This window comes from uncultured Gordonia sp., assembly GCF_937858515.1.
Lineage (GTDB): Bacteria > Actinomycetota > Actinomycetes > Mycobacteriales > Mycobacteriaceae > Gordonia.
Genome location: NZ_CALLZT010000116.1, coordinates 1 through 13,265, shown reverse-complemented (window position 1 = coordinate 13,265; position 13,265 = coordinate 1). Strand labels below are relative to the sequence as shown.

The 13,265-nt window shown below is 65.5% G+C and carries 12 protein-coding genes; 7 read left to right on the top strand and 5 right to left on the bottom strand.

Features of this window, described 5'->3' with window-relative positions; all coding sequences use genetic code 11:
* Positions 1–21: 21 nt before the first annotated feature.
* From Q0627_RS10665 to Q0627_RS10645, 5 genes are read right to left on the bottom strand one after another with little or no spacing between them, the layout of a single operon-like run.
* Complete coding sequence (locus tag Q0627_RS10665; protein WP_298809651.1) at positions 22–1,200, bottom strand: thiolase domain-containing protein; 1,179 nt, start codon at positions 1,198–1,200, stop codon at positions 22–24.
* Positions 1,197–2,231 carry a thiolase domain-containing protein gene (locus tag Q0627_RS10660; protein ID WP_298809648.1) on the bottom strand — a complete coding sequence of 345 codons (1,035 nt, stop codon included), beginning with the start codon at positions 2,229–2,231 and terminating at the stop codon, positions 1,197–1,199. The genes Q0627_RS10665 and Q0627_RS10660 overlap by 4 nt, the downstream gene beginning before the upstream one ends.
* An 8-nt stretch (positions 2,232–2,239) precedes the next feature.
* On the bottom strand, positions 2,240–3,268 hold the full coding sequence (locus Q0627_RS10655; RefSeq protein WP_291017354.1) for a Zn-ribbon domain-containing OB-fold protein: 1,029 nt from the start codon (positions 3,266–3,268) through the stop codon (positions 2,240–2,242).
* Positions 3,269–3,325: 57 nt separating this feature from the next.
* The gene (locus Q0627_RS10650; protein ID WP_298809644.1) at positions 3,326–3,751 is read right to left on the bottom strand and encodes a hypothetical protein; all 426 of its coding nucleotides are present in this window, start codon (positions 3,749–3,751) and stop codon (positions 3,326–3,328) included.
* A 25-nt stretch (positions 3,752–3,776) separates the two neighbouring features.
* Complete coding sequence (locus tag Q0627_RS10645; protein WP_298809641.1) at positions 3,777–4,979, bottom strand: Rieske 2Fe-2S domain-containing protein; 1,203 nt, start codon at positions 4,977–4,979, stop codon at positions 3,777–3,779.
* Between the two features lie 242 nt (positions 4,980–5,221).
* Between Q0627_RS10645 and hsaA the strand changes: the two genes are divergently transcribed.
* From hsaA to Q0627_RS10610, 7 genes are all read left to right on the top strand, one after another.
* Complete coding sequence (gene hsaA / locus Q0627_RS10640; RefSeq protein ID WP_291020439.1) at positions 5,222–6,430, top strand: 3-hydroxy-9,10-secoandrosta-1,3,5(10)-triene-9,17-dione monooxygenase oxygenase subunit; 1,209 nt, start codon at positions 5,222–5,224, stop codon at positions 6,428–6,430.
* A gap of 412 nt (positions 6,431–6,842) precedes the next feature.
* Positions 6,843–7,754 carry an iron-dependent extradiol dioxygenase HsaC gene (gene hsaC / locus Q0627_RS10635; protein ID WP_298809638.1) on the top strand — a complete coding sequence of 304 codons (912 nt, stop codon included), beginning with the start codon at positions 6,843–6,845 and terminating at the stop codon, positions 7,752–7,754.
* Between the two features lie 5 nt (positions 7,755–7,759).
* On the top strand, positions 7,760–8,332 hold the full coding sequence (gene hsaB / locus Q0627_RS10630; RefSeq protein WP_298809635.1) for a 3-hydroxy-9,10-secoandrosta-1,3,5(10)-triene-9,17-dione monooxygenase reductase subunit: 573 nt from the start codon (positions 7,760–7,762) through the stop codon (positions 8,330–8,332).
* 17 nt (positions 8,333–8,349) lie between these two features.
* The gene (locus Q0627_RS10625) at positions 8,350–9,528 is read left to right on the top strand and encodes a hypothetical protein (RefSeq protein ID WP_291014520.1); all 1,179 of its coding nucleotides are present in this window, start codon (positions 8,350–8,352) and stop codon (positions 9,526–9,528) included.
* A complete protein-coding gene (locus Q0627_RS10620; RefSeq protein ID WP_291014518.1) occupies positions 9,525–10,298 on the top strand; it encodes an SDR family oxidoreductase in 774 nt (257 codons plus the stop codon). The genes Q0627_RS10625 and Q0627_RS10620 overlap by 4 nt, the downstream gene beginning before the upstream one ends.
* Positions 10,291–11,439 carry a sulfotransferase gene (locus tag Q0627_RS10615; protein ID WP_298809629.1) on the top strand — a complete coding sequence of 383 codons (1,149 nt, stop codon included), beginning with the start codon at positions 10,291–10,293 and terminating at the stop codon, positions 11,437–11,439. Before Q0627_RS10620 ends, Q0627_RS10615 begins: the two co-directional genes overlap by 8 nt.
* A 29-nt stretch (positions 11,440–11,468) precedes the next feature.
* A complete protein-coding gene (locus Q0627_RS10610) occupies positions 11,469–13,043 on the top strand; it encodes a class I adenylate-forming enzyme family protein (protein ID WP_298809627.1) in 1,575 nt (524 codons plus the stop codon).
* The last annotated feature ends 222 nt before the right edge of the window (positions 13,044–13,265 follow it).

The following is a 13,265-nucleotide window of genomic DNA, read 5'->3' as shown; positions in this document are numbered from 1 at the left end:
GGGGGCGGACAAACTGAATCATCAATGCGAAGGCTTGTCCGCCCCCACGAGCCACATCGAGAAGTATTGCGACCCACCGCCATACGCGTGACCGAGGGCCTTGCGGGCGCCCTCGACCTGGTGGGCTCCGGCCTTGCCCATCACCTGGATGGCCGCCTCGGCGAACCGGATCATGCCCGACGCGCCGATCGGATTCGACGAGAGCACGCCACCGGACGCGTTCACCGGCAGCTTGCCGCCGATCGCCGTCTCCCCGGCCTGGGTGAGCTTCCACCCTTCGCCTTCGGGAGCAAAGCCCAGACTCTCCAGCCACATCGGCTCGAACCATGAGAACGGCACGTAGATCTCCGCCGCATCGATCTCGGTGAGCGGGTCGCTGATCCCGCAGGCCTTCCACAGCGCGGCGGCCGCGTCGCGGCTGGCCTGCGGGTTCACCACATTGCGGTGCGCGAAGAACAGCGGTTCGGTGCGCATCGCCGTCGCATGGACCCACGCAACGGGGTTACCCTGTGCCACAGCATCATCAGCGGCTTGCTCGTCGCCGATGACGACCGCACACGCCCCGTCCGACGACGGACAGGTCTCGTCGTAGCGGATCGGATCCCACAGCATCTGCGAACTCATCACCTTGTCGACGGTGATGTCCGGTTGCTGCAGGTGCGCAAGGGGATTGAGCGCGCCATTACGGCGGTCCTTCGTCGCGACGATGGCACCGGTGTCCATCGGCGCACCCGATCGCCGGATGTACGCCCGCACATGCGGCGCGAAGAATCCGCCGGCCCCGGCCCCGACCGGTTTGGTGAACGGCACCGGCAACGACAACGCCCACATCGCGTTCGATTCGGACTGCTTCTCCCACGACACCGCCAGCACCCGCCGGTGGATGCCACCGGAGATCAGCGACGCCGCGACATTGGCAGTCGACCCGCCCACCGATCCGGCGGTGTGCACCCGGATGAGTCGTTTACCCACGGCACCAAGTGATTCGGCCATGAACAGTTCCGGCATCATGACACCCTCGAACAGGTCGGGGGCCTTGCCGATGACGATGGCGTCGATGTCGTCGATGGATACCTGTGCGTCGGCGAGCGCGGCGTCGATGGCCTCGCGGATCATTCCCGACATCGTGACATCGTGCCGTTTGGCGACGTACTTGGTCTGTCCGGTACCGAGGATCGCGGCTCTGTTCTTGCTCATCAGCTGTTCTCCCCAGCGAGCGTGACCACCATGTTCTGTTGCAGCAGTGGCCCGCTCGACGCGTGTGCCACCGCGGTACCGGCGTTGCCGGTCAGGATCTCCTGCGCCGCGTACCCGATACGCTGCAACCCGGCCGAGAACAGCGCATTACCGGCCAGCGACCCGCCCGACGGATTGATCCGCACCGAATCCGGCAGCCGCAAAGCATTTTTCACGATCAATTCCTGATGGGTGAACGACGCGTTGATCTCGGCGACATCCACCGCACGGGACGCGTCCCCGAACGCGGTGTCACCGGCGCGCGCAGTCGACGGCGAGAGCGTGAGGTCACGGGCCCCGAAGTTGGGGGAGTCGATGCGATGGTCCCAGCCGGTGATGAACGCTGGGTTCGCCACCAGCTCACGGGCCCGCCGCTCACTGGCGATGATCACCGCACCCGCAGCGTCGGCGTACGGCGCGATGTCGTGTGCGCGAAGCGGATCGGCCACATAGTCGGCGGCGAGCAGTTCCTCGGCGTCCCCACCGAAGGTGCGGGCGGCGACAGCGGCCATGTCGGCCTCCGTCCACGCACCCGAATCGATTCCGGCGCGGGCCTGCAAAGCGCCGAGCGAGCGGGCGTCCGGCCACAGCGGCGCCACCGTGTACGGGTCGGTCTGCAGGGTGAGGGTGCGATCGGTATTGCCGGCGGACGGCTTGCCGAACCCGTAGGCCAGCGCCAGATCCACCTCACCGGTGGCGATCTTGACCCATGCCTCGTACAGCGCCCACGCGGCATCCATCTCGACGTGCGATTCGTTGATCGGCGGCATCGCGCCGATCGAGTCGACTGCCGAGATGAACGAGAAAGCCCGGCCGGCAAGGTAATCGGATGATCCGCTGCACCAGAACTCGATGTCGGTGCGCGTGATGCCGAGCTGGGCGTACAGCTTGTCGAAGCACGGTCTCAGCATTTCGACGCCGTTGGTGGTGCCGTGGGTGACGGCGACGTTCGGGCTGTGGGCGAACCCGACGATCGCGATGCGGGGAAAAGTCACGGGATCCTCTAGACGTGGTCGCGGTAGGTGTCGTACTCGGCGTCGGGTTCGCCGGTGGGCTTGAAATGGCTGATACTGCCCATCGACAGTTCGCGCTGATCCTCGGGCACCCAGGCGGCGCGCACCCGCATACCCATGCGGACCTCGTCGGCGGGGCAATCGAGAATCAGGTGCAGGACGGGGATGTCGGTGCCGTCGATCAGCACGTACGCGGCCACATACGGTGGTTTGATGCGCTGACCGGTGAACGGCACGTTGACGATGCAGAACGTGGTGACGATGCCGGTGTCGGGCAGATCCACCTTCTCGACGGCCGGTGCGCCGTCGGCGGGGCTCTCGCCGCGCGGCGGGAAGTAGATGCGGCCGGCGTCGACGCCGGAGCCGATCCGCGAACCGATGAGCCTGCCCTCGTGGAGCGCGCGCAGGTAGTCCGACTCCCACGCGGTGGCGGAGTGGTTGATCTCCGAGGCGATCGGCGTGGTGATGATGACCTGGGAATTATCGGAGTGCTCGCTCGTGTCCTCCGGTGCGGGCACGGGCTCGTCACCGAGCGCGAAATGGGCGATGTCGTCGATGCGGCCGGTACGGACCGCCCGGAACACCGCGTGAACCCTTGCGCCGGTGCTGATCTGGCCGGGTTTGCAGGCGACGGCGTGCAGCAGGGCGGTGTCGGCGCCGTCGAGCTTGATCAACGCCCATGCGAATGGTTCGGAAAGCGGTTGTCCCGCTGTGGGTTCGGCCTGCCAGCTCCAGGTGGTGACGGTTCCGGTCGACGCCACCTCCACCAGCTCGGTACTGGCCGCGCCGGTGGCGGGATCGAATTCGGTGGGGGGAACGAACACCCGGCCGTCGGCGGACCGACTGCCGAGGATGCGTCCGTCGCGCAACGCCAGGGCGAACTGACTCAGGACCGGCCCGAGCGAGCGCGTGTAGTCGAACGAGTTGCGCAGCGGCGCGGAAAGAATCTCCGTAATCGGGTCGGCAACTGGGGCCACCGGACTTTCCGTCACGGCGCCGGCCGGGGTGCTGATGCTCACCCTTCGAGTAGAACACGTTCTAGTTTCAGGCACAAGGCCCACGAAAACCGGTGGTGCTCACCAATAGCCGTCGGGATCGACCTCTGGAGACTCGGCCGGAATAATGCCCTCGGCCACCCCGTGGTTGATGCTTGCCGACATCCGGGGACAGGTCGGCATCAATGCCGGATTGCCGCCGGATCGGCGAAGCTGTTCGAGTTCATTGCATTTGGCCCGTGCATCGGAGTTCCACTGCACGCTGGTGTGATACGAGCTCGTCTTCTTCACCATGACGCAGGCATGACAACTGCGGCACTCGATTTCGGTCATCCCCCCGCGCAGGTAGTGCTCGCGGTCACCGGCCGTGGCACGGGCGACGGCCGCGGCCCGCTCGGGATCTCCGGCGAAATCCGGTGCCTTGGCCCACGAATTACGACGCTCGGCGGCACTGGGGGATGGCGCACTGGGCGAGGGCGTATCGGCCGAACCGATGGTGCGGGTCATGGCGGTGCCTCTCGTCGTCCCCGGCCTAACTCGATGTGCTTCCGGCGCCGACCTCTTCGGCCTCGCGCTGCGCGGCTTCCTCCTGCTTGCGCCGCAGATTCTCCTGCACTTCGATATTCCAGTTCTCGACGGCCTTGGTGGTGTCGATCTCGTACTCGAAACGCTGCGTCATATCGTCGGTGACATCGGCTTTGTCGACGTAGAACTGGTCGTACCAGCGGCGCAACTGATACACCGGCCCGTCCTCCTCCACCAGGAGCGGATTCTCGATGCGGGTCTTGTTCTTCCAGATCTCGACGTCCTGGAGGAAGCCCATCTCGATACCCTTGGTGATCTTCTGGACCATCTTCTCCGCCTGAGCAGCTGTCAGGCCCTCAGGGATCTTGGCCATGACGCCGAACATCAGCACGAACGAGTTCGAGTCGATGGGGTAGTGGCAGTTGGTCAGAATGGTCTCGATGGCGAAACCGCCGTAGTACTGCACCATCGGGTTCAACATGTACGACGGTCCGTAGTACGCGGCGATCGACTCCAGCTTGCTGTCGACGTACGCGACGCCGCCCAGGTCGACATCGGGACGACCGTGCGAGCGCATGTACTGCGCCGCGGTCTCACCCTCGAAGACATTCTTGAAATAGTCGGGCAGGGCGTAGTGCACATAGAAGAAGTGCGCCATATCGACCACGTTGTCGATGATCTCGCGGCAGTTGGAGCCCTCGATCACCATGCGATTCCACGTCCACCCGGTCCAGATGTCCGAACCGACCTCGGTCAGTTCGGGAATGATGACCTCCTCCGGCGCCGGGTTGCCCTCGGGATCGTTGTAGACGAATACCTGGCCGTTGCGGACCATCGTCTGCCAGGTGCGGGTCTTGGCGAGTTTGGGGCTGCGCTTGGCGTAAGGCACACCGGCGCAGCGGCCGTTGCCCTTCCATTTCCAGCCGTGGAACGGGCACGCGACGTTGCCGTCACGGATCTGGCCCTGCGACAGATCTCCGCCCATATGCCGGCAGTAGGCGTCCAGGACGTTGATCTGTCCGTCGTCTCCGGCCCACACGACGAGCTTGGTCCCGAAGACCTCGACCGAGTGCGGCTTGCCGTCGGTGAACTCCTCGATCAGTCCGAGGCAGTGCCAGCCGCGGGCGAAGCGGGTCGGGGGTGTTCCGGTGTCGATCTCCCGGTAGTCGCGCTGGGGGCCGGCGGCGGCGGAGGTCTGTATTCCAGACATCGTCGGGGTCTCCATCCTGATTCGGTGACGGTCCGTACTCTGACCGCCATACTAGAACACGTTGCAGATTTGCGGCAGACGGCATGCTGACTTTGGGCAATTGGTCCTGGCAGGGGGCACTGGGGGCTGGTGCTCGACAAGAAATAGAACGTGTTCTAATCTGGGAAACGATCAACCGTGGTTCAGGGCCGGGGACGTCCGACGAATCGCCCCGTAGCCGAACACAACGAAGGAGCAGGCAGATGTCAGCAGGCCGTTCACAGGTAGACAGCAGGACTCGCGGCGCCGATGCGCAGCGCGTTCTGGACAACATCAGCGCGTTGCTCCCGGAGATCGAACAGCGTGCGTCGCGGACCGAGGAGCTGCGCCGCATCCCCGAGGAGACGGTGCGCGATCTGGACGAAGCCGGCTTCTTCAAGCTGATGCAGCCCGAGCAGTGGGGCGGATACCAGGTCGACCCGGTCAGTTTCTACGAGGCGGTGCGCCGGATCGCGACTGCCTGCGGATCCACCGGTTGGGTCGCCGGCATCATCGGCATCCACAACTGGCATCTCGGACTGTTCGACCAGCAGGCCCAGGAAGACGTCTGGGGCGCCGACCCGACGGTCCGCATCTCCTCCTCGTACGCGCCGATGGGCATGGGCGAGGTCGTCGAGGGCGGCTACAAGGTCAACGGCAATTGGGCGTTCTCCTCGGGTTGCGAGATCGCCGACTGGGCATTCGTCGGTGGCCCGGTGTTCAAGAACGGCCGTCCCGTCGATTTCGTCAGCTACCTCATCCCGCGCTCGGACTACACCATCAAGGACGTCTGGCACGTGGTGGGCCTGAAAGGGACCGGCTCCAACACCCTTGAGGTCAAGGACGTGTTCGTCCCCCGTCACCGCGTGCTGAGCATGCGGACGATGGCCAACTACGAGAGCCCCGGCCTTGAGCGCAACACCGCACCCGTCTACAAGATGCCCTGGGGCACAATCCATCCCAGTACCATCTCCACCCCGATCGTCGGAATGGCGTACGGCGCCTATACCGCACACGTCGAGCATCAGGGCAAGCGGGTGCGTGCCGCGTATGCCGGCGAGAAGAGCAAGGACGATCCGTTCGCCAAGGTCCGCATCGCCGCTGCCGCCAGCGACATCGACGCCGCCTGGCGCCAGCTCTCGGGCAACCTGCAGTCCGAATACGACCTGATCCTCGCCGGCGAGGAGATCCCGATGGAACTGCGCCTGGCCGCCCGCCGCGATCAGGTGCGCGCCACCGCCCGCGCCATCGCGTCCATCGACCTGCTGTTCGAGAACTCCGGCGGAGGAGCGCTCAACCTCGACTCGCCGATCCAGCGGTTCTGGCGCGACGCCCACGGCGGCCGCGTCCACGCCGCCAACGATCCCGAACGCGCCTACACCGCCTTCGGCAACGGCGAGTTCGGCATCCCCATCGGCGACTCCATGGTCTGACCGCCAGGCAAGCCGGTCATCGTCTTGGTCCCCGAGGGCGTGCCGACATCTTGAACGCCGGGGTTGGCAAGTTGGTAGTCCGGCTCACATCTTGATCCTTCAGGAGTTGGCAGGTTGGTAGTCCGGCTCACATCTTGATACTTCAGGAGTTGGCAGGTTGGTAGTCCGGCTCACATCTTGATACTTCAGGAGTTGGCAGGTTGGTAGTCCGGCTCACATCTTGATCCTTCAGGAGTTGGCAAGTTTGTATACCGGCCCACATCTTGATCCCTGAGGGTCGGCGAGTTTGTATACCGGCCTACATCTTGATCCCTGAGGGTCGGCGAGCTTGCGAGCCGACGTCACGAAGGGTCCGGCGACCCGACCGCATGACTTCGCCACCAGAACCGAAACCACAAGCAGGAGAAACGAAATGACCGAAGACAGCCCGATCCGGTCACTGGGGTACATGCGTATCGAGGCCACCGACATCACCGCCTGGCGCGACTACGGCCTGAAGGTCCTCGGCATGGTCGAGGGCAAGGGAACCAATCCCGACAACCTCTATCTGCGGATGGACGACTTCCCCGCGCGCCTGGTGATCACCCCGTCCGACCGCGACCACCTCGGCAGCGCAGGCTGGGAATGCGCCAATGCCGCAGCGCTGCAAGATGTCCGGGACCGGCTGTCGGCCGCGGGAGTGATCTTCCGGGAGGGTAAGGACGAGGAACTCGCCGACCGCTGCGTGGTCGAGATGATCGTCTTCGACGACCCCGCCGGCAACACCCAGGAGGTGTTCCACGGTGTAGCTCTGCAGCACCGGCGGATCGTCAGCCCGTACGGCCACCGGTTCGTCACCGGGGAGCAGGGTCTCGGCCACGTGGTCCTGACCTGCCCCGACGACAAGGCGACGCTCGAGTTCTACCGCGACGTCCTCGGTTTCCGCCTGCGTGATTCGATGCGCCTGCCGGGTGAGCTTGCCGGCCGCGAACCGGGCAGCTCCATCTGGCTTCGGTTCCTCGGCTGCAACCCGCGCCACCATTCGCTGGCCTTCCTGCCGCTGCCCAACCCCACCGGCATCGTGCACCTGATGGTGGAGGTGGAGAACTCCGACGACGTCGGCCTCGCTCTCGACCGCGCGCTGCGCAAGAAGGTGCCGATGTCGGCGACCCTCGGCCGCCACGTCAACGACAAGATGCTGTCGTTCTACATGAAGACCCCCGGCGGTTTCGACGTCGAATTCGGTTGCGAGGGAATGACCGTGGAGGACGACACCTGGGTGGCTCGCGAGTCGACGGCGGCGAGCCTGTGGGGTCACGACTTCAGCATCGGATTCAAGGGCTGAGGCCCGTGAGTCGATCACCGTACGGCACCGCCGATTTCACGTCTCGGCAGTTTCGCACCGCGATGGGGCAGTTCTGCACGGGCGTCACGGTGATTTCAACGACGAACAGCGACGGAGATCCGGTCGGCTTCGCCTGCCAGTCGTTCGCCGCGCTCTCGCTCGATCCGCCGCTGGTGCTGTTCTGCCCGATGAAGACCTCCCGCAGTTGGAAGGTCATCGAGGAGTCCGGAAAGTTCGTGGTCAATGTTCTGGCCAACCGGCAGCAGGAGGTCAGTGCGACCTTCGGCGCCCCCGGTGACGACAAGTTCGCCTCGATCACCTGGGACTCGTCACCGGCCGGGCTGCCGGTGATCCGGCACTGCCTGACGTGGGTGGAATGCGATGTCGAACGGGTGGAGGACGGCGGCGACCACCACATCGTCATCGGCCGGGCCCGCACCCTCGGTGAGGTCCTGCAGGACAAGCCGCTGCTGTTCTACCGCGGCGGCTACCTGTCCACCGAACACCCCCGAGTCCACCCCGCCGAGGCGGAACTCGAGGAATTCCTCACCTGGAACGGCACCGACACCTGGCTGTAGAGGAGTACACCGAAACAATGTCCAGCGACGTGACCGCCCCGCTCGCCGCAGCCATCGCCGAGGCCGAAAAGCTCATCACCTCAGCCGAATTCATCGACACGGACATCGACCTCGCCGACGGCTTGGACTACCTGGCCGGCAGCATCGCCGCGGTCATCCAGCTGGCACGCTCGCGACAGCGCTCGCACCCGAACTTCGTCACCTCGACGGGCCCGTCCACCAAGATGGGCCTGGACAACCCCGACACCCTCTACTACCACGCCGACATCGAACCCGACGGAACCTACGAGGTCCGCGGAACACGGGGAAGCACCGTCGATCTGAGCTTCCAGATCCTGCGCGGCGACTACACCGCCACCAATGTCCCCGGTGGCGACGACGCCTTCGACGACCGCCGCATCACGATCGCCGACGACGGCTCGTTCACGCTCACCTTCGGCCCGGACCCGGCCGGTGAGCGACCGGACAACTACTTCGTCCTCGGCGACGGTGCGTCGATGCTGGCGGTGCGCGATGTGTACGGCGACTGGACCGAACGCAAAGGTTCGATCTCGATCCAGCGCGTCGACACCCGCGGCACCGCACCGGAGGAGCCCGACGTCGCCAAGGTCTCCCGACGGTTCTCGGTGGCGGGCAAGATGCTGCTCTCGCGCATCAACACCTGGTTCAACTTCCCGAAATGGTTCTACCTCGATGAGCCGGTCAACACCTTCACCCCGCCCAGGCTCACCCCGGGCGGACTGCGCACCCAGTTCTCATCGGTCGGTCACTACCGGCTCGCCGACGATGAGGCGATGATCATCACGGTGCCGCGCTCGACCGCCCCGTACCAGGGCTTTCAGCTCGGCAGCATGTGGTACATCTCTCTCGACTACGTCAACCACCAAACGAGCCTCAATTCGCATCAGGCGCAAGTGGATTCGGATGGAATGATCCGATTGGTGGTCTCCCGGCGAAATCCGGGCGTCACCAATTGGATCGAGACCACCGGCCGTGCGCGCGGAATCCTGCAGTTCCGCTGGCAACGCGTCGACGACCCGATCGGCCCCGAACTCGGACCATCGGCGCAGGTCGTCGCATTCGACGATGTTCCGGCGCACCTGCCGGAGTACGCCGCCAACCGCATCGACGACGCCGGGTGGCGCGATCTCATCGCCGCCAGACAGCAGGCCTTCGCGGACAGGATGCTCGGATGACCGGACTGCTCGCCGACAGAGTCGTGGTCGTCTCCGGCGTCGGGCCCGGCCTGGGCAAGGCGATCTGCCGCCGCATGGCCGACGCCGGTGCCACGGTCGTACTGGCCGCGCGCACCGAGTCGAGGCTCGCCGAGATCGCCGTCGAACTCGGCGAGAACACCCTGGTCGTGCCCACCGATATCACCGACGACGCCACCGTCGACAACCTGCGCGAACGCGTCATCGACCGGTTCGGCCGCGTCGATGTGCTGGTCAACAACGCCTTCGCCCTGCCGTCGATGAAACCGCTGGCCCGCACCGACTTCGACCAGATCACCGCGAGCCTCAACCTGACGGTCCTCGGCACGCTCCGGGTCATCAAGGCGTTCACCGAACCACTCGCCGACACCGCCGGAGCTATCGTCAACATCAATTCGATGGTCATCCGCCATTCCGAACCCCGTTACGGCAGTTATAAACTCGCGAAATCAGCGCTGCTGGCGATGTCGCAGACCCTGGCCACCGAACTGGGGGAGCGCGGTATCCGCATCAACTCGGTGGCTCCGGGCTACATCTGGGACGACCAGCTCAAGTGGTACTTCGGCCAGGTCGCCGACAAATACGGCATCACCACCGAGCAGGTCTACCAGCAGACAGCGGCGCGCTCGGACCTCAAACGGCTCCCCGAACCCGACGAGATCGCCGACGCCGTCGTCTTCCTCGCCTCACCGATGGCCCGCGCCATCACCGGCCACACCCTCGACGTGAACTGCGGTGAATACCATGACTGACCAGCCGTCGGCCCAGACATCAGTGGGCACCGTCGATGACCTGCACGCAGCGGCCACGCGCGCGACCGGACTGACCGACTTCGGCGGCGACGACTACCTCGAACCGTTGCGCGTTCTGCTCGATTCGTATGCACGAGAAGCGAATCTGACCCCTGCCGGCAGCAAGATGTCCCGCTTCTTCCTCAAGGGCGCACTCATCGCCCGGCTGCTCAGCGAGGCCGCGTGGCAGGCGAATCCGCAGTACGCCGACGTGCCGATCGAGCGTCCGATCTTCGTGACCGGCCTGCCCCGCACCGGCACCACCGCGCTGCACCGGCTGCTCACCGCCGACCCCGCCCATCAGGGACTGGAGATGTGGCTCACCCAGTGGCCGCAACCCCGTCCACCACACGACACGTGGGCCGACAACCCGGTGTTCGCCCAGCTCCAGGCGTCGTTCGCCCAGCATCACATCGACGATCCCGAGTTCATGGGACTGCACTACATGGCCGCCGACGAGGTGGAGGAATGCTGGCAGCTCCTGCGGCAGAGCGTCATGTCGGTGTCCTACGAATGCCTGGCCCATCTCCCGTCGTACTCGCGGTGGCTGGCCGGCCAGGATTGGGCACCCGCCTACGCCCGGCATCGCCGAAACCTGCAGCTCATCGGATCCAACGACCCCGAACGCCGGTGGGTGCTCAAGAACCCGAGCCACCTGTTCGCCCTCGACGCACTGCTCGAGGTGTACCCCGATGCACTGGTGATTCAGACGCACCGTGCGCCGGAAACCATCATCGCCTCGGCGTGCAGTCTCGCCGAACACGCCACCCGCGGCTGGTCGGACACGTTCACCGGCGCCACCCTGGGCCGGTCCCAGCTCGAACTGTGGTCGCGTGGCCTGCGCGTTTTCACCGAATCACGCGCCCGACACAACCCCGAACAATTCCTCGACGTCGACTTCGCCGACCTGCGCCGCGACCCGATGGGCACGGTCGAACGGGTCTACGCGGCGCTCGGCATCCCGATGTCCGAGGCGGCGCGCTCGGGAGTGCGCACGCTCGACGAGGAGAGCAAGACAGGTGCCCGCGCACCCAGCCACACCTACTCGCTCGCCGACTACGGACTCGACGCCGACGACGTCGCCCGGGCCTTCGCCACCTGACCGGAACCACATACGGTAAGACTGATGGGATGGAGTTGCCTGACCTGGGTTTCCGTCCGACGATCGGCGCGGCGCTGACCCGTGCGGCCGCCGAGTTCGGCGACGTCGACTACGTCGTCACCAACACCGACCGGATCACGTATGCGCAGGCAGAGCGGCGTTCGGCGCTTCTGGCCAGGAGGTTGCTGGCACATGGTGTCGGCAAGGGCACCCGCGTCGGGTTGTTCTACCCGAACGGCACAGACTGGGTGTTGTGGTGGCTCGCCGCGAGCAGGATCGGCGCGCTCGTCGTCCCGTTCAGCACCCTGTACGCACCGGGTGAGCTGGCCAAAGGCCTGCGGCTGGGGGACGTGCATCTGCTGATCGCACCGAGCCGCGCGGTATCGGTCGATTTCGCGGTATTTCTGGAGGACGCGCTACCCGGACTCGCCACGAACGCCGGTACGCAGATCGCGGTGCGCGAGGCCCCTTACCTGCGGCAGATCTGGATCACCGGCGGCACCGACAGACGGTGGGCCCACGCGGTGGATTTCACAGATTCGGTAGAAGATGTTGTGCCACAAGAGATTCTGTCGGCTGTCGAAGCCGAGGTGTGCCCGGCCGATCCGGCGGTGATGATCCACCCCTCGGGATCCACCGCCGATCCTAAGGGGGTGATCCACTCCCACGGCGTGCTCATGCGCCAGTCGGCGTTCCTGTCCGGCACGATGAACGGCTTCGCCCCACCCGGCCTGCCCACCCGCTACCTGTCGGCGATGCCGTTCTTCTGGATCGGCGGAATCCTGCACGTCACGGGCTCGCTGCACAGCCCGCTGACCATCCTCACCCTCGCCCGTACCGAACCCGGCGCCGCGCTTGAACTCCTCGAACGCGAACGCGGCACGGGCATCGCCGGCTGGCCGACGCTCACCCAGCGCATGCTCGCACACCCCGACTTCAGCCGCCGCGATCTGTCGAGTTGTCCGAGCCTGGTGGATCTACCTGCGGATCTGTCCCTTGTCGCGGTACCCGGCAACGTCCCGCGGCACCGCAGCCTCACCGAGAGCGGGGGCGGTTTCAGCACCACCGACGTCCTCGTCGTCGACGACACCGGCGAGCCGGTTCCCGCAGGTAGCGAGGGTGAGCTCTGGATCCGAGGACCCGGGATCATGCTCGGCTACAACAAGCGCGAACCGTGGGAAGTGTTCGACGCCGACGGCTGGTTCCACACCGGCGACCGCGTGTTCGTCCTCGACGACGAACCGGGGATCTTCTATGTCGGCCGGTCCACCGAACTGATCAAGACCTCCGGAGCCAACGTCTCACCCAAGGAGGTCGAGTCGGTCCTCGACCGGCACCCGTCGGTGCAATCGAGCCTGGTGGTGGGAGTCGGTGACGGTGACCGCGGACAGGAAGTGGTCGCGGTCGTGGTGCCGGCAGATCCCGGAACGTTCGACGCCGACCAGGTGAGCGTCGACATCCGCCGTGACCTCTCGGCGTACAAAGTGCCCCGACGATGGATCGTCGTCACCGCCGACGACCTTCCGCTGCTGACCTCCGGCAAACCCGATCGGCGTGAACTGACCCGCCGGATCGAGGCCGGCCTGATCGCCGATGGCCGGTGAGCGAGGACGCATTCGGAAGCCGGCCGAAACCCGATCGGTGTGTGCTGCGTCACCAAAGTGGGACAGCCGTACGCATCGACCTGCGTAGACACCGATGAAACCGTCTCTGACCAGCCGATTTGTAAAGTGCGCAACCGTCGCGTAACTTTCTTCGAGTCAGAGCGACACGGACAAGCGCCGGGGAGCCGGGCGAGGATGAAAGTCCTGGTCAGAGGCTTACGG